The following is a 19,436-nucleotide window of genomic DNA, read 5'->3' as shown; positions in this document are numbered from 1 at the left end:
CGACCCGCAGGCCGGCGAACGGCATCAAAGCTTCAGCCTGACGTCGCAGATGTCTGGCTCGGCCGGGTCCGGCTTGACCTCGAAGCCGAGCTGCCGGCACATGTCGAGCATGACGGTGTTCTCCTGCAGCACGTCGCCCGATATGGTCTTCAATCCTTCCGACCGCGCGTAGTCGATGATCAACTGCATGAGGGCCCAGCCGAGCCCCCTGCCCTTGAGGTCGGACCGCAGCAGGATCGCGTATTCGCCGGTCTCGTAGATCGAGTCGGAATGGAGCCGAACCACGCCGACCATTTCGCCGGTGGCCTCGTCGAATGCGATGAAGGCCATCGCGCGCGCATAGTCGAGCTGGGTCAGGCGTGCGATGAATTCGTGGGTGAACTCCTTCATCGGGGCGAAGAAGCGCAGGCGAAGGTCGTGTGCCGTGACGTGGCGCAGGAATTCGTGGATGGTCGGCTCGTCCTCGGGGCGCATGGGCCGCACGAAGATGCGCCAGTCCTCCTTGAGCTTGAGGCGGCGCTCCCATTGCGACGGATAGGCGCGAACGGCGAAATTGGCCGGGCCGGAGCCGGCGAACTTCCGCTGCGGCGGTGCGATTGCGACGCGGGCATCCACCGCGGTCACGCCGGTTTCGTCGGCCAGCAGCGGATTGATGTCGAATTCGCGGATCTCGGGAATGTCGGCCGCCATCTGCGCCAGCTTGACCAGCACCATGGCGACGACGTCGTGCTTCACCGCCGGCACGTCCCGATAGGCCTTCAGCAGCCGCGACACGCGCGTGCGGTCGATCAGATCGCGGGCCAATTGCAGGTCGAGCGGCGGCAGCGCCAGCGCCTTGTCGTTGATGATCTCCACCGCCGTGCCGCCGCGGCCGAAAACCACCACCGTGCCGAAGGTCGGATCGTCGGCAAGGCCGAGGATCAGCTCGCGCGCCTTTGCCTTGACGACCATGGCCTGGACGATGACGCCGCCGATACGCGCCTCGGGCCGCAGCTTTCGCGCTCGCGCAAGTATGTCCGTCGCCGCTGCACGCACGGCCTCCGGCGTCGTCAGGTTGAGCACGACGCCGCCGACGTCGGATTTGTGGGTGATGTCACGCGACATGATCTTCAGCACGACGGTGCCGCCTTGGGCGAAGATGTCCTTTGCATAGGTCACCGCCTGCTCGACATCGGCTGCCGCAAAGGTCGGCACCATCGCGATATCGTAGGCTTCGAGCAGGTGCTTGATCTCGACAGGTTCGAGCCACTGGCGGCCGTCCGCGATCGCGGCTGTGACGATCTCTCTCGCCCCCCTGACATCCGGAACGAACGTATCGGGCATCGCGGGAGGCACCTGGGTCAGCTCCTCCACGACCTCCCGGTGCCGGACCAGATGCATGAAGCCGCGCACGGCGTCGTCCTCGGTCGGATAGTTCGGCACGCCGGCGCTGGAGAGTGCCTGGATGATGTGCTGATCGGCGCCCACCCAGGCCGCCAGCACGGGCTTTGCCCATCGCCGGTGCTGCTCGCGATACTTGGCCACGAGCTCCGTCACGGTCTTGGCGATCTCGACGGCCGATGCGATCGCGGTCTGCACGTTGAGGACGAGGACTGCGTCGTTGTCGCGATCGGCCAGCAGCTCCTCCAGCGCCGCTGCGTAACGCGCAGCGTCGGCGTCGCCCACGATGTCGACGGGGTTTGCACCGGACCAGGTCGGCGGCAGCGCCGCATCGAGCTTCCTGCGCGCATCAGTCGAGATGGTTGCCGGAATACCTCCGAGCTCGACCAATCGATCGACGGCGAGGACGCCGATGCCGCCACCGTTGGTGAGGATGGCGAGACGCTTTCCCGTCGGCGATTCCACGCGGCCGAGTGTCTCGGCACAGTCGAACAGCTCGCGCAGGTCGGACACCCGCAGCACGCCCGCGCGGCGGAACGCCGCGTCATAGACGGCGTCGGCACCGGCGAGCGCCCCGGTATGCGTGGCAGCGGCCTTCGCACCCTGCGCCATGCGGCCGGACTTCACCACGACGACGGGCTTCACGCGCGCGGCGGCCCGCGCCGCCGACATGAACTTGCGCGCGTCCTTGATCGCCTCGATGTAGAGCAGGATCGCGCGGGTCTTGTGATCCATCGCGAAATGGTCGAGCAGATCGGCAATGTCGACGTCGATCTGATCCCCGATCGAGACGATGCCGGAGAAGCCGACGCCGCGCTGCGCGGCCCAATCCACCATGCCGGCGGCAATGGCGCCCGATTGCGAGATCAGCGCGAGGTTGCCGGCCCCCGGCATGTGGGCGGCGAAACTGGCATTCAGGCTGACGCCGGGCATCATGATGCCGAGGCAGTTCGGCCCGATCAGCCGCATGCCGTGTTTGCGGGCGGCAGCGCTGGTCGCCTCGTGCAGCGATCCCGGTCCCTGGCCGAGCCCGGCTGAGACGATCAGTGCACCCGCAGATCCGCGACGGCCGGCCTGCTCGACGATGCCTGGAATCTCGCCCGCGGGCGCGGTGACGACGACGAGCTCGGGCACGAAGTCCAGCCTGTCCAGGCTCTTCACCGCCGCGAGGCCGCCGATCTCGGCGTGGCGCGGATTGACAAGGCCAAACCGCCCCTTGAATCCGGCCTTGCGAATGTTCTCCAGGACCGCGCGTCCAACGGACGCCGGACGCGCGCTCGCGCCGACGAGCGCGACCGAGCGCGGCGATAGCAGGTTGTTTAGGCGATAGATGGACATGAAAGCAAATGCGCTGGGTCAGCGGCGGTTCCGATGATTGACGATGCGGCCGAAGCAAGGAGCCTGGTACAAGATCATAACCCAGCACGGTGGCTGGCCAATGACGGCCATTGTCACATTGTCGATGCCATGGAAGTTCGAAAGACGTACCCGACGGGCATTGGAAGCTCCTCAGCCTTCAACATAGGCAAGCGCTTCATCGAAATACTTGATCCTCGTCAGCCGGGGAACTCGGTACTGGTCACCCGGGACGGGCGTTGACTGAGTCAAGGACTGGCCACTCGGTCGTTCTATGAGATAGTTCAGTCGGAGCGGTTCGCCCGGAGACAGACATGCGTGCGATAGTGTTGCCGGCCCCACGTGCGCGGCTCCAGATGGAAGAGCGGCCCGACCCGTCCTCGGCGCGGCCGTGCTGACGCCCTGATGGTGCTTTGAATGTCCGCTTCGATGAAGGATGACACGGCGGCTCAGGAGCGCATCTTTCGGATGCTGACCGACCATCCCGGCGTGACGCGCATCGACACGCATGCCGCCTCGGTGTTCCTGGACGAAAAGCGCGCGCTGAAGATCAAGCGCGCCGTCCGGTTTCCCTTCCTCGACTATTCGACGCTGGAGAAGCGCAAGGCGGCCTGCGAGGAGGAGATCCGGATCAACCGGCCCCTGGCGCCGCAGATCTATCATGGCGTTGTGGCGATCACGGAAGAGCCGGATGGATCGGTGAAGGTCGAGGGCGCCGGCCGGCCGATCGAATATGCGGTCGACATGTCGCGCTTCGACGAAAGCAGGACGTTGGATCATCTGGCCGAGGCGGGCCCGCTCGACGCGAAGCTTGCCTCGGCCGCCGCTGACGCCATCGCGGCTTCGCACCTGGCGGCGACACGTGCCGACGGAGAAGCATGGGTCTCCTCCATCCCGGGCCTGATCGACGGCAACACCAATGGTCTGCAGGCCGGCGGACACTTCAGCGCAGACGAGATCGAGCAACTCGGCAAGGCCTCGCACACGGCCTATCTGCGTATCCGTCCCCTGCTCGCAGAGCGCGGCCGCCGGGGCTTCGTGCGCCGCTGCCATGGTGATCTGCATCTGGCAAACATCGTCATGATCGGCGATCGGCCCGTGCTGTTCGACGCGATCGAGTTCGACGCACAGATGGCAACCGTCGACGTGCTCTACGATCTCGCATTCACGCTGATGGACCTGCTGCAGCATCATCAGCCGGGCGCGGCGAACATGGTCCTGAACCGCTATCTCGCCGCGACGCCGGCCGACAATCTCGACGGGCTCTCGACCCTGCCGCTGTTCATGTCGATCCGGGCGGCGATCCGCGCCCAAGTGACCTTGGCGCGACTCAAGCGGCCGCATTCCGACGGTCCCGGCATTCTCTACCTGGCACGACGTTACTTCGACCTCGCCGGCACGCTGATCCGTCCTCCCGCTCCGCGCCTGATTGCGGTCGGCGGGCTGTCCGGCACCGGAAAGACCGCCCTGGCGCACGCGCTCGCGCCGGTCGTGACACCGGAGCCAGGCGCCGTCGTGCTGCGCAGCGATCTCGTGCGCAAGCAGATGCTCAGGGTCGAGGATACCCATCGCCTGCCGCCTTCGGCCTATACGCCGGAGGTCACGGCCCGGGTCTACGACACGCTGGTGCAGCAGGCCCGGCGGGTGCTGGCGCAGGGCCATTCGGCGATCGTCGACGGCGTATTCGCGCGCGAGGACGAACGCGATGCGGTCGCGGCGCTGGCGCGCGAGTGCAACGTGACGTTGAACGGGCTGTTCCTGGTCGCAGACCTTGCAACCCGGCAAGCGCGCATCGGCAGCCGCCGGGGAGACGCATCGGACGCCACGCCGGAGGTTGCCGCGCTGCAAGAGCACTATAATATCGGCCATGTCGGCTGGGCGATCATCGATGCCTCCGGGACACAAGAGCAGACGCTTCAGAACTGCCGGAACGTCATCGCTGAGGGGCAAACAAGGCAAACTGATTGATGCGAAGGAAGTCGCGACCCACCACGCGCTCGACGGCAAATACGCATGCCAAGCCGGCAACGCGGCGCAATGTCCTGCCCGCCCGCCTCAGCCCCGGCATGGCCTGCGACACGGCCTTCCGCATTATCGCCCGCCGACACCTCGGCGCGGTGATCGCTCAGCACGACGGCACCTGCCGCGGCGATCCGGATGCGCTGCACCAGATCCGGATCGCACTCACCCATCTGCGGACTGCAATCCGCTTCTTCTCGCCCATGGTCGACGATGCCGTGCGACCGGAAGTCTGGGCCGAACTGAAATGGCTGAACAGCCAGCTCGGCATGGTGCGGGACCTCGACGTGGCCATCGAGCGGATCGTCGCAGAGAGTAGCGACGAGCTCGCCGTGGTCGCCGAGCTTCAGCGCTGGGACGAGAAACGCGCGGAGAGCCATCGGCTGCTGGCGCGTGCGCTGCAATCGGCGCGGTATCGCCGCCTGGTCGAGCAAACCTCAACGTGGATCGAAAGCGGCCCCTGGTCGACGCGCCGCAGCAAGGAAGCGATCCGGTTGCGCCGCTGCACCCTCGCCGACCATGCGACGGAGCGGCTGACCGAGTGGGAAACGACGCTGCTCAAGAAGGCCCGTAAGCTGAAGAAGCTCGATGTCGAGAAACGTCACAAGCTGCGGCTGCTCAACAAGCGGATGACCTACTCGGTCGAGTCGCTTGCGGATCTGTTCGCCGATGGCGTGGCGACGAAACAGAAGTCCATCCTCAAGCAATTGCGCAAGGCACAACGCTCGCTCGGTCAATTGAACGACGATGCACGCGGACAGGCGCTGGCGGCGTCATTGAATGGCGCCGGGATCGATGCCAGCAATCGCTTCCTCGATCGCAAGCGCGAGAAGAAACTGTTGCGGAAGGCGTCAACAGCCTATCGCAAATTGGACAAGGCGAAGCCCTTCCGCTCCTCGGATCTCGCGCCGAGATCGGAGCCGGAGGCTTAGGTGTGGCGGAGCCGTCTCACAAATGCTCAATCGGACGAACATGTTCATCCGATTGACCTGAGTCAAACCGCACCTTGGTACCCTGTTTAGGTTCATGCATCGAAATTCCAAAAAGCCAGCGGAGTTCGTCCATGCGCGCCCACCAGATCATGACCCGTTCGGTCATCTCGGTCACCCCCGACACCAGCATCGTCGAGGCGGCCAATATCATGCTGAAGCGACATGTGAGCGGCCTCACGGTGGTCGACGCTACCGGCAAGCTGGTGGGCGTGGTGTCGGAAGGAGATTTCATCCGCCGTAGCGAGATCGGCACCGGGCGCAAGCGCGGGCGCTGGCTGCGGTTCATCCTCGGTCCGGGCAAATCCGCCAGCGACTTCGTCCATGAGCACGGCCGCAAGATCTCGGAAGTGATGACCGACTCGCCCGTGACCATCACCGAGGATACGGCGCTTGCGGAGATCGTCGATCTCATGGAGCAAAACAACGTCAAGCGGCTGCCGGTGGTGCGCGACGACAAGGTTGTCGGGATCGTGTCCCGCGCCAACCTGTTACAGGCCGTGGCCGGGCTCGCCCGCGAAGTGCCGGATCCAACCGCCGATGACGACCACATTCGCAGCCGCATCATCGACACCATGGAGAAGAACGACTGGTGCCCGTTCGGGCTGAACGTCATCGTGCGCGACGGTCTCGTTCATCTCAGTGGCGTCATCACCGAAGAGCGGGCACGGCAGGCCGCGATCGTCGCCGCGGAGAACGTCGAGGGCGTGAAGAAGGTGCACGATCATCTCTGCTGGGTCGACACCATATCCGGCGTCTATCTCAACTCGCCTGAAGACGACGAGCTCGCCAAAGCGAGCTGATCGCGGTGCAGTTCAGCTCGGAATGACGGCGGTGGCTTCGATCTCGACGCGCGCCGCCTTCTCGACGAGGCGGACGACCTGAACCAGGGCCATCGCTGGATAGTGCGTTCCGAAGACGTCGCGGTAGATCTTGCCGAGCTCCTTCAGATTGGCCAGGTACTCGTCCATGTCGACGACGTACCAGGTCAGGCGCACGAGGTGCTCGGGCCGGGCACCGGCCTCGGCCAGGATCGCTGCGATGTTGTCCAGGGTCTGGCGCACCTGCGCAACGAAGCCATCGGCGAGACGCTCCTCGGCGTCCCAGCCGATCACCCCGCCGGTGACGACGATACGTCCTTCGGCAGCCATGCCGTTGGCATAACCCTTCGGCAGCGGCCAGCCTGACGGCTGCAGGATCTGCGCCCTTGTGCGCGTTCCATCTTCGGCTGCGGTCGGCAGCACCGCGAGTTGCGGGCTTTTCGGCGTCGTCACAGACAATTCTCTATCCTTCTCTCATTCCGCGGCGACGCCTGAGGACGTCACTGCAGCCTGCGCCAACTGCCGCAGGGCAAAGCGCTTCAGCTTGCCGGTCTCGGTCTTCGGCAATTGCGCGACGAACTCGATGGCGCGCGGATATTTGTACGGCGCGATCTCGCGTTTGACGTGCTCCTGCAACTCGGCCACCAGCTGAGCGTCAGGCGTCACGCCGGGTGAGGCAATGACATAAGCCTTGACGATCATGCCGCGCGCCTCGTCGGGCGCACCGACCACACCGCACTCGGCGACCGCCGGATGCGTGAGCAGCGCCGCTTCGACGTCAGTTCCTGCGATGTTGTAGCCGGCCGACACGATCATGTCGTCGGAGCGCGACTGGTACCAGAAATAGCCGTCGCCATCCATCAGATAGGTGTCGCCCGTGATGTTCCAGCCGTTCTGGACGTATTTCCGCTGCCGCTCGTCGGCCAGATAGCGGCAGCCGGTCGGCCCGCGCACGGCCAGACGGCCCATCGTTCCGGGCGGAACGTCGCGGCCCTCATCGTCGACGATCTTGGCTTCATAGCCCGGCACGGGCTTGCCGGTGGCGCCGGGGCGGATCTCGTCCTCGGTCGCGCTGATGAAGATGTGCAGCATCTCGGTCGAGCCGATGCCGTCCATCAGCTTGATCCCGGTCGCCTTGAGCCAGGCATCAAATGTCGGCTTGGGAAGGGTCTCGCCCGCGGAGACGCATTTGCGGAGCGAAGAAATGTCGCGGCCTGCGAGCTTGCCGAGCATGGCGCGGTATGCGGTCGGCGCCGTGAAACAGACCGTGGTCTTGTACTGCTCGATCGCATTCAGAATGTCGTCCGGCGTCGTCTTCTCCAGCACGACGAAGGAGGCGCCGATATGCATCGGAAACAGCACGCCGCCGAAGCCGAAGGTGAAGGCGAGCGGCGCCGAGCCGATGAAGCGATCGTTGTGCTCGGCGCGCAGAATGTTGCGCGCATAGCCGTCACAGACCGCGAGCATGTCGCGATGGAAATGCATGGTGCCCTTGGGATCGCCGGTCGTGCCCGAGGTGAACGCGATCAGGCAGATGTCGTCGGCGGCGGTATCGACCGCCTCGAACTCCGGACAGGCATCGGCGATCAGCGCTTCGAGCGAATCCGCCGCGCCATTGCCCCAATAGATGACCCGATCGAGGCCCGGTGCCGCAGCCTTCGCCTTCTCCATCTCCTCGGCGAGCTTTCCATCGCATAGCGCCAGCGTGATCTCGGCCTTCTGGATCGGATAGGACAGCTCCTTGGCGCGCAGCAGCGGCATCGTCGCCACGCAGATTCCGCCGGCCTTGATCACCGCGAGATAGGTCGCAACCATCATCGGATTGTTGGCCGAGCGCAGCAGCACACGCCCGCCGGTGACGAGGCCGAGCTTGCCAACCAGCACATTGGCGATGCGGTTCACCAGCGCCTGCAACTCGCGATAGGTGTAGCTGACGCCTGGGCTGACGACGCAAGGAGCATCGCCGTGGCCCTGCTCGACCCAGCGATCGAGGAAATAGCTGACGCAATTCAGTCGCGGCGGATAGTTCAGCTCCGGCCGCGTGAAGATGAATTCGGGCCAGAGCTCGCGCGGCGGCAGATGTTGCCGCGCGAACGTATCGACATGGGCCGTCGCAGCATTGCCGTCACACGAGCCCGACACTTGAATCTTGGCGGCGTTGGCCATCGCACGCTCCTTTCAGCATGGATTGCACCCGGCAGCACGATCTGGAAAACATTTTAGGCTTAAAACAATTCGGCGCAATAGGGGATTTTGGGCATCCCGTGCTTTTTCATGCGGCAAAGGGTGTCGGGTTGTCGCGCCCGCAGGCTACGGCCGGCGGCGGGCGGCCGATTTCTGCGCGGACGCCTTGGTCTTGGCGAGGAGGCGCATCAATTCGCGCACGTCCTTCGGGGAGAGATCGGCGAACAGATCGGCGATCCAGGTCTCGTGCTCGGCGGCCATCCTGCGGAACTCGGCACGCCCAAGCTTCGTCAGCCGGATCACCTGGACGCGGCGATCGGTGTCCGAGGTCCGCCGGTCGAGATGGCCTGATTCCACCAGGCGCTCCACGAGCCCGGTCACATTGCCGTTCGAGACCATCATGCGCTTGGAGACATCTGACAGGGTCATGCCGTCAGGCGCCTTGTCGAGCTGTGCCATCAGGTCGAAACGCGGCAACGTGACGTCGAACCGCTGCCGCAGCCGGCCGCGCACCTCGCCCTCGATCAGCGTCGTGCAGGTCAAGAGCCGCAGCCACAGCCGAAGCTCTTCGGCGTGGTCCTCCGGTGTTTCGACAACCTTGGTCTCGGAATCGAGCATGTCGATGCAGTCACTCACGGCCGGCATTGGCGCGGGCACGGATTCCCCAACGTTTTGAGCTTCAAATAAATCCGCGCCGGCCGCAAGTCCAAAGCTGCAACAATCGACCGCACGCCAGTTTCTTTAGGCTTCAAATAATTGGCGCGCAGCTTGCATGCACAACTGCCCGCAGGATGCGACGCATCGCGCTCGGCTTGCCGGGGCCGCCGTCATCGGCATAAGCTTTGGATTGAAGTACGTGGCTTGCAGCGCAAGCCAATCCTCACGAGGGACAGATCATGAAGACGCAAATGACCTTGGCTGCAGCTGCGATGCTACTCGGCACCGTGGTGACCCCTGCCCTCGCCCAGGAAAAGATCAAGATGGGTGTGATCGTGACCCTGTCGGGGCCCGCCGCAGCGCTGGGCCAGCAGGTTCGCGACGGCTTCGCGCTCGCCGTGAAGGATCTCGGCAGCAAGATGGGTGGCCGCGATGTCGAGGTCGTCGTCGTCGACGACGAGCTGAAGCCGGATGCTGCGGTGACCAAGGTGAAGGGCCTTCTGGAGCGTGAGAAAGTCGACTTCGTGGTCGGGCCGATATTCTCCAACATCCTTCAGGCCATCCACCGGCCGATCACGGAGTCGAAAACCTTCCTGATCAGCCCCAATGCCGGTCCGTCGACCTTCGCTGGCAAGGATTGCAACCCGTTCTTCTATGTGACCTCGTATCAGAACGATCAGGTGCACGAGATCCTCGGCAAGGTCGCGCAGGATCGCGGCTACAAGCGGATGTACCTGATGGTGCCGAACTATCAGGCAGGAAAAGACTCGGTGGCGGGATTCAAGCTCGACTACAAGGGCGAGATCGTCGAAGAGTCCTACATGCCGCTGAACACGCTGGATTTCCAGCCGGAGCTGTCCAAGATCTCCTCGCAGAAGCCCGATGCAGTGTTCACGTTCATGCCGGGCGGCCTCGGCGTCAATCTCGTCAAGCAATACCGCCAGGCGGGGCTCGCCGACACCATTCCGGTGCTCTCGGCCTTCACGGTCGATGAATCGACCCTGCCGGCGCAGCAGGATGCGGCGGTCGGCATGTTCGGCGGCGCGAACTGGGCGCCCAACCTCGACAATCCTCAGAACAAGAAGTTCGTTGCCGCCTACGAGGCCGCCTACAACAGCGTTCCCGGCACCTACGCCTTCCAGGCTTACGATGCCGCGATGCTGATCGACAGCGCCGTCAAGGCCGTGAAGGGCAATCTCTCCAACAAGGACGCCGTTGGCTCCGCCTTGAAGAAGGCCGACTTCACCTCGTTGCGCGGGGCTTTCAAGTTCAACAACAACAATTATCCGATCCAGGATTTCTACCTGACCAAGGTCGCCAAGCGTCCGGACGGCAAGTTCCAGACCGAGATCGTGCAGAAGGTCTTCGAGAATTACGGCGACCGCTATGCCAAGGACTGCAAGGCGGCGAACTAAGGCCGTGTATTGCGTTACGGGAGGACTGCAATGAAGAGCGAAATCACCGGCATCACGCGGGCCAATGAGGGAATCCAGGGCATTTCCTGGAACATCCTCGGCCAGACCTACGTGCCGAAGAGCTACGCCGAGAACAGCTTCTCCTGGCACGCGACGCTGCCGCCGGGCACCTTCGTGCCGCCGCACATTCACCCCGACCAGGATGAGTATCTCTACATGCTGGAGGGCAAGCTCGATTTCATGCTGGGCAATTCGGAGGCGCAGGCAAGTGCAGGCGACCTGATCCGCCTCGGCATGGGCGTGCCGCACGGCATCTTCAACAAGTCGGAGCAGACCGCCAAGGTGCTGTTCTGGGTCTCGCCGAGCCGCAAGCTGTTCGAGCTGTTCTGGGGCCTTCACAACATGAAGGAGCAGAAGCCCGAGGACGTCGTGGCGATGGCTGCCGAGTTCAACATCCACTTCCTGCCGCCGCCGCCCGGCGGCTAGCAGCCTGTCTTAAGCGCGGACCGCCGCGAGTCCCGGCACCGCGGCGAAGCCTGCCTTGGTGGCATAGCCGCGCACGATGGCCTCGCGCTGGGAATAGCTCAGGACGTTGTCGACATTGTCGAAGCCGTCGGGCGCGAGCTGCTCGACGGCGTCGATAACGCCCTCCGGCCCGCCGCGCCGGTTGGAGCGGACGATCTCGGCCGTCATCGGCAGACGCTTCTTCTCGTATTCGAGCAAGGCCTGACGCGGGTGTTCGGCGCGCACCAGCACATCCGCAAGACAGCGCGCGTCGAGAATGGCCTGCGAGGCGCCGTTCGACCCCACCGGATACATCGGATGCGCGGCATCGCCGAGCAGCGTGACCCTGCCCGATGACCAATAGGGCAAGGGATCGCGATCGCAGGTCGGATATTCGTAGAATTCGGGCGTTGCCGAGATCAGGCTCTTCACGTCGATATAGGGCACCGAGAAGCGCGCCACGTGCGGCATCAGCTCCTCGCGGCGGCCCGGCCGCGACCAGTCTTCCTTCCGCGGCGGCGGCGCGTTGCCCTCGCCCACCTTCACCAGCACCGCCCAATTGGTCAGGCGGCTCGCCGGGCTCGATCCTTCCGCGATCGGATAGATCACCACCTTGGCATTGAGACCGCCGGCCACGATCATCGATTTGCCGGTGAGAAACAGCGGCCAGTCACGCGCACCGCGCCACAGCATGAGGCCGTTCCAGCACGGCGGCCCTTCGTTCGGAAACAGCGTCTCGCGGACGCGCGAGTGAATGCCGTCGGCGCCGATCAGGATATCGCCGCGCGCGGTGTGGACATGGGCGCCGGCGCGATCGAAGAAGTAAGCGGTGACGCCGCCCTCGTCCTGCGAGAAGGCGCCGAGCCGGCAGCCGGTGTGAATCGCCTCTTGTCCGAGCCGCTCCTCGACGGCGCGATGGATAACGCCCTGAAGGCGGCCGCGATGGATCGAGAATTGCGGCACGTCATGGCCGGCGTCGATGCCGCGAGCTTCGCGCCAGACCTCCTGGCCATGGCGGTTGAGATAATAGAGCTGATCGGTGCGGATCGCGATCTCGTCGAGCTTCTGCAACAGGCCGAGGCCGGCCAGCTCGCGCATGGCATGCGGCAGCGTGTTGATGCCGACGCCGAGCTCGCGAATGGTGTCGGCCTGCTCGAAGATCTCGCAATCCAGGCCGCGCGAGCGGAACATCAAAGCCGTCGTGAGACCACCGATACCGCCACCGACGATAATCGCCTTCATCGCCCTAACTCCACTCGAACCGCAGGCAATGGGTTAACGTCGCACGGGCGGTCACTCCGCCGCAAGCGGCTTTGTCGCCTCCGCCTTGAGCTCGGGGGCTTAGCCTTAATTCTCAGCTCCTCAAGATCCTGCCGGTCGCGCACGCTGTTGCGGAACCCGAATACATGCGCATCGGCGACATCACCGCGCGATTGGCGAGCTTCATCTCACGCAGGCGGCAATGAAATTAGTTTAAGCCTAAAATAATCTCCCGCAAGTCCCCTCACTGGATTGGCTGCAGATAATTGCGACCGGCTCAGTCGCCCCTGAAGACCGGTTTGACCTTGTTGGCGAAAGCCTCGAAGGCTCGCTCGAAATCCGCCGTTGTCATGCACAGGGCTTGAGCCACGGCCTCTGCCTCGATCGCCTCCTCCACCGACATCGCCCATTCCATCGCCAGCATCCGCTTGGTCATGGTGTTGGCGAAGGTCGGGCCTTCCGCGACCTGCTTGGCCAGAACCTGCGCCTGGGGCAGCACCTGCTCCGGCGTGACGATACGGCTGAAGAAGCCCCAGCGCTCGCCCTCTTCCGCCGTCATGAACCGGCCGGTGTAGAGCAGCTCGGAGGCGCGGGACTGCCCGATGATGCGCGGCAGGATGGCGCAAGCACCCATGTCGCAACCGGCCAGCCCCACCTTGTTGAACAGGAACGCCACCTTGGCCCCGCTCGCCGCAAGGCGCATGTCGGATGCCATGGCAATGATCGCCCCGGCGCCGGCGCAGATACCTTCGACCGCGGCCACGATCGGCTGCGGACAGGCCCGCATCGCCTTGACGAGGTCGCCGGTCATGCGCGTGAATGCGGTCAGACCCTTGGTGTCCATCTTCACCAGCGGGCCGATGATCTCGAACACGTCGCCGCCGGACGAGAAATTGCCGCCGGCACCCGTGACGACGATGGACTTGACCGCGTCGTCGAAGGCGCAGGCGCGGAAGAAGTCGGTCAGTTCCCGATAGCTCTCGAACGTCAGCGGATTCTTTCGTTCGGGACGGTTGAGCGTGACCGTCGCAACGCCGTCGACCACGGCGAGCAGGAAGTGCTGCGGTGAGTAATCCGCAAGCGGCACGGTAACGGGATTGGCTGGTCTGCTCATGGGATCTCCTTGGCTTTCTTTTTCCGCACCTGCCAGGCAGGCTAGACTTCGCCACCGGCCACTGCGATCGCCTGTCCGGTGATCGCGCTCGCGCCCTCCCCGCACAGCCAGAGAACCGCGTCTGCGACCTCCTGAGGCGTGACCAGCCGTCCTTGCGGATTGTGCTTCGCGAGTTCGGCAATTGCCTGCTCGCGGGTCCGGCCCGTCTTCTTCATGATGTTGTCGATGCTCCCGGCGACGAGGTCGGTGTCGGTGAAGCCTGGGCACACCGCATTCACGGTGACGTTGCTTCCGGCCATCTCGAGAGCAAGCGAACGCACGAGGCCGATCACGGCGTGCTTGGCCGCTGCATACGCGCTGACATAGGCATAGCCCTTGAGCCCTGCGGTGGACGCCACCGCGACGATGCGGCCGTAGGGACGATCCTTCATGCCCGGCAGCACGGCCTGGACAGCATGTACGACGCCCATGAAATTGACATCCATCATCCGGCTGAAGAGCGCGCTGTCCGATTTCGCAAACGGCGCCGATTCAGCGCTACCCGCGTTGGCAACCAGGATGTCGATCGGCTTGCGCGCACTTGCCCCGGCGATGGCAGCTTTCAAAGACGCTTCGTTCGAGACGTCAGCGACAGCCGCAAAGTGCGCGGTGCCTGCATTAACCGCCTCGTCTAGAACCGCCGCGCTCCGGCCAAGCACGGTCACGGTCGCACCGGCGCCGACGAGAGCGGACGCGATCGCTCGGCCGATGCCGCGCCCACCACCGGTGACCAGCGCGTGCGGCGAATGCGGCAATCCGGACATACGCTGGCTCCCTCGGCTCTCGTGATCGCGCCTCCGATATATTTTAACCTTCAAGTTTTTGCAACGAAAGCGGCGCTCGATCGGCGAGCACGCCGCGCGGGAGACGGCCCGAAAATTGCTTTAAGTATAAAATTATCGCTTTCCATCCCCCACAGGCCTGTTAGCATCGAAGGGCCCAGCAGAAGGATGTCGCGTGTCGCAGCCTGTGCCAATGATAACAAAGGACGAACGCTTCGCCTACGAAGCGGCGGGTGATCCGGACGCAATACCGCTGATCTTCCTGCACGGCATCGGCGGCGCGGCGCGGGCCTGGCGGCGGGAGCTTGCGACATTTGGCGACCGCTTCCGCGCGATCGCATGGGACATGCCCGGTTATGGCAGATCGGCGCCGCTTGCCAGCGTCAGTATCGCTGCCCTGGCGGAGGCGCTGCAGCAATTCATCGCGCAACTCGGCGTCAGCAGGCCTGTTCTGGTCGGCCATTCCATCGGCGGCATGATTGTTCAGAAGTGGCTGGTTCAGTTCCCCAACCTGGCACGCGCAGTCGTGCTCGCGCAGACCAGCCCTGCCTTCGGGAAGGCGGACGGCGACTGGCAGAAATCGTTCATCGCGGCGCGGCTCGGGCCGCTTGATCGCGGCGAGACGATGAAGTCGCTGGCCCCCTCCCTGGTGAAGGAGCTCGTCGGCGACGATCCCGATCCGAACGGGATGGAGATCGCCCGCGAATGCATGGGGAGCGTGCCCGAAGCGAGCTATCGCGCCATGATGCTGGCTCTCATCGGCTTCGATCAACGCAGCACGCTCGGAAATATCTCCGTTCCGACGCTGTTGCTGTCCGGCTCAAAGGACAACAACGCGCCCGCGCCGATGATGGCAAGGACGGCGACCTATATCCCGGGGGCCGAATATGTCGAGCTGCCTGGCGTCGGCCATCTCGCCAATCTCGAACGCCCCGAGGCTTTCGACGAAGCTCTCGGCCGGTTCCTGAACTCTCTCGCGACCAAAGCCTAAGGTAACTGCGCGATGACCATGCAAGTCAGCAAGACGATTGGCGCGACCAACAGGGTCGCGCTGGATGCGCCGATCTTCGATCCCACTGCATTCCGCTTGAACGACGAGCAGGCCGGCATCATCACCCGCGCGAGAGAGATTGGCCAGACCGTGTTTGCCGGTCGCGCCGCCACTTACGATCGTGAGGCGACTTTCCCGACTGAAAATTACCGCGATTTGCATCGCGTCGGTCTACTCGGTATCGCCGTGCCAAAGAAGCACGGCGGCCTCGGCGCGAATTACCAGACCTATGCCTTGGCGGCGGCCGAGATCGGCCGCTATTGCGGCGCCACAGCGCTGACCTGGAACATGCATGTCTGCTCGACGCTGTGGTCGGGTCCCCTCGTCGACGATCTGGACATGGATGCGGAGACGCGCACCGAGCACGAGCGGCGGCGCGCGATCCATTACAAGCGCATCGTCGAGGATGGAGCGATCTACTCGCAGCCCTTCTCCGAAGGTGGAGCTGCCGCTGCCGGCGGGGTCGCATTCGGCACTGAAGCAAGGCCGGTCGAAGGCGGTTGGATCGTCAACGGCAAGAAGATCTTTGCATCGCTCTCGGGCCACGCCGACTATTACGGCGTGCTTTGCACCGAGATCGAGCAAGGCAAGAAGGCGTCGCGCCGCAACACGCTCTACCTGGCGATATCAGCCAAATCAGAAGGCGTCTCGGTCGTCGGCGACTGGGATCCGCTGGGCATGCGCGGCACGGTTTCGCGAACGCTGCTGTTCAAGGATGTGTTCGTTCCGGAAGATTCGGCGCTGATGCCGCGCGGCGTCTATTTCCAGGCAGCTCAGCGCTGGCCGCACATGTTCCTGACGCTGTCGCCGACCTATATGGGCCTGGCGCAAGCCGCCTACGACTTCACCGTGCGTTACCTGCGCGGCGAGGTCCCTGGCATGCCGCCGGTCAAGCGGCGGATGTATCCGACCAAGCAGATCGCGGTGGCGCAGATGCAGATCAAGCTGGAGCAGATCAAGGCAATCTGGTTCCAGGCCGTGACCGAGGCGCGCGCCAATCCTAGCAAGGAGCAGGTGCTGCGCGCCTATGCCGCGCAATATTCCGTGATGGAGGACGCCAATGAGCTCGCCGCGCTCGCGATCCGCACCTGCGGCGGCCAGGCCATGCTTCGCTCGCTGCCGCTGGAGCGAATCTATCGGGACAGCCGCTGCGGCTCGCTGATGCTGCCCTGGACCGCCGAGCTCTGCCTCGACCGGATCGGGCGCGAAGCGCTGTACGAGGCCGGTGAAACGGACGACTGACCGTGGACCTCTGTAGCCTGATCGAACGCAACGCGGCTTTCGCGCCAGACAAGACGGCCATTGCCTTCGAAGGCAAGCGGCTGAGTTACGCGGCATTCGCCGCACGGATCGAACGGACCGCGACTGCCTTGAAGGGGGAGCTCGGCGTCGGCCGCGGCGATCGCGTCGCGATTCTAAGCCTGAACCGGCCGGATTATCTGGTTCTGCTCTACGCCTGTGCGCGGCTCGGCGCGATGCTGGTGCCGCTGAACTGGCGCCTGGCCGTCGCCGAGCAGCTGTTCATTCTCGGAGATGCCGGCACCAAGGTCCTGGTGCTCGAGCAGGCGTTTTCCGGCGTGCTTGCCGAGCTGGGGCAGACCGCGGTGGGGACATCGGTCGTCGGCCTCGACTTCGCGCCGCCTCGCGGCACGTCGTTCGAAGATTTGCTGGCTCGCGGTGACGGCACGAGCCGAAATCCACACACCGACCTCTCCTGCCCACTGCTCATCGTCTACACGTCGGGCACGACGGGGCGACCAAAGGGCGCGGTGCTGCGCCAGGAGGCGCTGTTCTGGAACGGCGTCATGAGCCAGCACATGCACAACATGACATCCGAAGACCATGTGCTGACCGTGCTGCCGTTCTTTCACGTCGGTGGCCTCAACATCCAGACTACGCCCGCGCTCCAATTGGGCGCGACGGTCACGGTGCATGCGCGCTTCACGCCGGACGCCGCGCTTGCGGCTATCGAACGGGAACGGCCGACACTCACGGTGATGGTTCCTGCGATCCTTCAGGCGGTGAGCGAGCACGCTGCCTGGGCGACCGCTGATCTTTCCTCACTCAAGGCCGTCGCCACCGGCTCGACCATCGTACCGCCGCACCTGATCGAGCGCTTCGTCGCGCGCGACGTCCCGGTGCTTCAGGTCTATGGTTCGACCGAAACCTGCCCGATCGCCGTCTACACGCGGCTTGGCGGCGATCTTTCGCGCGCGGGATCGACCGGCCTTGCCGGGCTGTGCTGCGAGGCAAAGGTGATCGACCAGGCCGGGGCTGAACTGCCCGCGGGCACGCCGGGCGAGATCGCGGTGCGCGGCCCAAACGTGTTCTTCGAATATTGGGGCAACGAGGCTGCAACGCGCGAGGCGTTGCGCGACGGCTGGTATCGCACCGGCGATATCGGCCTGTGCGACGCCGACGGCTATTTCTGGATCCGCGACCGCAAGAAGAACCTGATCATTTCAGGCGGAGAAAACGTCTACCCGGCCGAGGTCGAGCGCGTCCTGCTCGAACATCCTGATGTCAGCGACTGCGCCGTGATCGGCCGGCCGGACCCGCGCTGGGACGAGGTGCCGATTGCCTATGTCATTGCGAGATCCGGCTGCCGGCTCGAGGCGGACGAATTGAAGGCGCATCTTCAAGCGCAACTCGCGCGCTACAAAATTCCGCGCGAGATCGTCTTCGTCACCGATCTGCCGCGGACGGCGCTGGGCAAGGTGCAGCATTTCCTGCTGAAGCAGCTTGATGCGCAGTCACGGGCGCAAGGAGAAGCATCTTGAAGATCGCAGTTCTGGGTGGGGGAAACGGCTCTTTCGCGGCCGCGGGCGATTTTGCGCTGTCGGGGCACGAGGTGCGGCTCTGGCGCCGCGATGCCGATAAGGTCGCAGCGCATCGCGCCGCCGGCTCGCGCATTCTGGTCAAGGATCACAACGGCCGTCATGACGTGAAGCTGGCGCTGGTCACGACCGAAATCGCGGACGCGGTCGACGGCACGGAGCTGATCCTGTGCCCCGCGCCCGCCTTCGCGCAAGCAGACATCGCCCGCCAGCTCGCGCCGCATCTGCGCGACGGTCAGGTCGTGTTTCTGCCGCCAGCGACGTTCGGCTCGATGATCTTCGCTCAGGCGGCCCGAGATGCCGGCAACAATGCCAAGGCCAGCTTTGCCGAAACCGGCACACTCCCGTGGCTGACCCGCAAGCACGGACCCTTCGAGGTCGCGATCACCATCCGTGCCAAGCGGCTCCCCGTCGGCGTGTTCCCGCTTGACCAGGCGCCCCACGCGCTCGCTGTGATCGGACGCGCTTTCCCAGACGCGATCGAGGCGTGCGGAGACGCGCTGTCGGGCGCCCTGATGAACGCAGGTCCGATCATTCACCCGCCGTTGATCGTGATGAACGCCGGGCCGATCGAACATTTCGAGCGCTGGGACATTCACAAGGAAGGTACGCAAGCCGCGATCCGCCGGGTCACTGACGCGCTCGACGCAGAACGCATCGCGGTGCGCGAGGCACTCGGCTACGGCGCGCCACATTTCCCGCTCGCTCACCATTACGCGAAGGAAGGCGAGATCTGGATGTATGGCCGCGGCTCGCACGACCGGCTGACCGATTCCGGCGATTGGCGCGAGCGGATCGTGCTGACAGAGCACCGTTACATGCGCGAAGATCTGCGGCTTGGGCTGTCGCTGCTGGTGTCCGTCGCGGGCCTCGCTGGCGTGGACACACCGCTGGCCAAAGCGCTTCTGTCAATCGGCGGCGCAATCTGCGGCGAAGATTTTGCCCGAGGTGGCCGAACGCTCCAGACGCTCGGGCTCGGCGATCTCAGCAAGGCTGAACTACAGACGCTGCTTCGCAATGGATTCTGA

The 19,436-nt window shown here is 64.5% G+C and carries 17 protein-coding genes; 10 read left to right on the top strand and 7 right to left on the bottom strand.

The genetic code is table 11. From position 1 onward, the window contains the following. Positions 1-24 precede the first annotated feature (24 nt). The gene (locus ACM43_RS00195; RefSeq protein ID WP_271537227.1) at positions 25-2,718 is read right to left on the bottom strand and encodes a bifunctional acetate--CoA ligase family protein/GNAT family N-acetyltransferase; all 2,694 of its coding nucleotides are present in this window, start codon (positions 2,716-2,718) and stop codon (positions 25-27) included. 33 nt (positions 2,719-2,751) lie between these two features. On the opposite strand from ACM43_RS00195, the gene ACM43_RS00190 reads away from it, so the two are divergent. The 4 genes from ACM43_RS00190 to ACM43_RS00175 all read left to right on the top strand — a co-directional run bounded on the left by ACM43_RS00190 (position 2,752) and on the right by ACM43_RS00175 (position 6,547). Continuing rightward, complete coding sequence (locus ACM43_RS00190; RefSeq protein WP_271537225.1) at positions 2,752-2,979, top strand: hypothetical protein; 228 nt, start codon at positions 2,752-2,754, stop codon at positions 2,977-2,979. Between the two features lie 186 nt (positions 2,980-3,165). After that, a complete protein-coding gene (locus ACM43_RS00185) occupies positions 3,166-4,704 on the top strand; it encodes a bifunctional aminoglycoside phosphotransferase/ATP-binding protein (protein WP_271537474.1) in 1,539 nt (512 codons plus the stop codon). Then, a complete protein-coding gene (locus ACM43_RS00180; protein WP_271537222.1) occupies positions 4,704-5,687 on the top strand; it encodes a CHAD domain-containing protein in 984 nt (327 codons plus the stop codon). Before ACM43_RS00185 ends, ACM43_RS00180 begins: the two co-directional genes overlap by 1 nt. Positions 5,688-5,818: 131 nt before the next feature. Next, a complete protein-coding gene (locus tag ACM43_RS00175; protein WP_271537220.1) occupies positions 5,819-6,547 on the top strand; it encodes a CBS domain-containing protein in 729 nt (242 codons plus the stop codon). Between the two features lie 12 nt (positions 6,548-6,559). On the opposite strand, the gene ACM43_RS00170 is transcribed toward ACM43_RS00175, so the two are convergent. From ACM43_RS00170 to ACM43_RS00160, 3 genes are all read right to left on the bottom strand, one after another. After that, positions 6,560-7,018, bottom strand: a complete 459-nt coding sequence (locus ACM43_RS00170) for a RidA family protein (protein ID WP_404546166.1) — start codon at positions 7,016-7,018, stop codon at positions 6,560-6,562. A gap of 21 nt (positions 7,019-7,039) precedes the next feature. Beyond that, positions 7,040-8,731, bottom strand: a complete 1,692-nt coding sequence (locus ACM43_RS00165; RefSeq protein ID WP_271537216.1) for a benzoate-CoA ligase family protein — start codon at positions 8,729-8,731, stop codon at positions 7,040-7,042. Positions 8,732-8,875: 144 nt separating this feature from the next. Further along, positions 8,876-9,394: a MarR family winged helix-turn-helix transcriptional regulator gene (locus ACM43_RS00160; RefSeq protein ID WP_271537214.1), complete on the bottom strand. Its 519-nt coding sequence runs from the start codon at positions 9,392-9,394 to the stop codon at positions 8,876-8,878. Between the two features lie 251 nt (positions 9,395-9,645). Between ACM43_RS00160 and ACM43_RS00155 the strand changes: the two genes are divergently transcribed. Together ACM43_RS00155 and ACM43_RS00150 are read left to right on the top strand one after the other, a co-directional pair. Then, positions 9,646-10,821, top strand: coding sequence for an ABC transporter substrate-binding protein (locus ACM43_RS00155; RefSeq protein WP_271537212.1), 1,176 nt, complete (start codon positions 9,646-9,648; stop codon positions 10,819-10,821). A 30-nt stretch (positions 10,822-10,851) separates the two neighbouring features. Beyond that, positions 10,852-11,307, top strand: coding sequence for a cupin domain-containing protein (locus ACM43_RS00150; RefSeq protein WP_271537210.1), 456 nt, complete (start codon positions 10,852-10,854; stop codon positions 11,305-11,307). Between the two features lie 9 nt (positions 11,308-11,316). On the opposite strand, the gene ACM43_RS00145 is transcribed toward ACM43_RS00150, so the two are convergent. The 3 genes from ACM43_RS00145 to ACM43_RS00135 all read right to left on the bottom strand — a co-directional run bounded on the left by ACM43_RS00145 (position 11,317) and on the right by ACM43_RS00135 (position 14,502). Next, positions 11,317-12,567, bottom strand: a complete 1,251-nt coding sequence (locus ACM43_RS00145) for a flavin-dependent oxidoreductase (RefSeq protein ID WP_271537208.1) — start codon at positions 12,565-12,567, stop codon at positions 11,317-11,319. A 295-nt stretch (positions 12,568-12,862) separates the two neighbouring features. Beyond that, positions 12,863-13,699 (bottom strand): enoyl-CoA hydratase family protein, encoded by an 837-nt coding sequence (locus ACM43_RS00140; RefSeq protein ID WP_036043936.1) that lies wholly within the window; start codon positions 13,697-13,699, stop codon positions 12,863-12,865. A 41-nt stretch (positions 13,700-13,740) separates the two neighbouring features. Beyond that, positions 13,741-14,502, bottom strand: a complete 762-nt coding sequence (locus ACM43_RS00135) for an SDR family NAD(P)-dependent oxidoreductase (RefSeq protein ID WP_271537206.1) — start codon at positions 14,500-14,502, stop codon at positions 13,741-13,743. Between the two features lie 211 nt (positions 14,503-14,713). On the opposite strand from ACM43_RS00135, the gene ACM43_RS00130 reads away from it, so the two are divergent. From ACM43_RS00130 to ACM43_RS00115, 4 genes are read left to right on the top strand one after another with little or no spacing between them, the layout of a single operon-like run. Then, entirely contained in the window at positions 14,714-15,511 is a 798-nt protein-coding gene (locus ACM43_RS00130) for an alpha/beta fold hydrolase (protein WP_271537204.1), read from the top strand. 12 nt (positions 15,512-15,523) lie between these two features. Beyond that, positions 15,524-16,813, top strand: coding sequence for an acyl-CoA dehydrogenase family protein (locus tag ACM43_RS00125; RefSeq protein WP_271537202.1), 1,290 nt, complete (start codon positions 15,524-15,526; stop codon positions 16,811-16,813). A 2-nt stretch (positions 16,814-16,815) separates the two neighbouring features. Beyond that, complete coding sequence (locus ACM43_RS00120) at positions 16,816-18,351, top strand: class I adenylate-forming enzyme family protein (protein ID WP_271537200.1); 1,536 nt, start codon at positions 16,816-16,818, stop codon at positions 18,349-18,351. Beyond that, positions 18,348-19,436 carry an NAD/NADP-dependent octopine/nopaline dehydrogenase family protein gene (locus tag ACM43_RS00115; RefSeq protein ID WP_271537198.1) on the top strand — a complete coding sequence of 363 codons (1,089 nt, stop codon included), beginning with the start codon at positions 18,348-18,350 and terminating at the stop codon, positions 19,434-19,436. The genes ACM43_RS00120 and ACM43_RS00115 overlap by 4 nt, the downstream gene beginning before the upstream one ends.

This window comes from Bradyrhizobium sp. CCBAU 45321, assembly GCF_028128975.1.
Classification (GTDB): domain Bacteria; phylum Pseudomonadota; class Alphaproteobacteria; order Rhizobiales; family Xanthobacteraceae; genus Bradyrhizobium; species Bradyrhizobium yuanmingense.
This window is presented reverse-complemented; position numbering and strand designations above follow the sequence as displayed.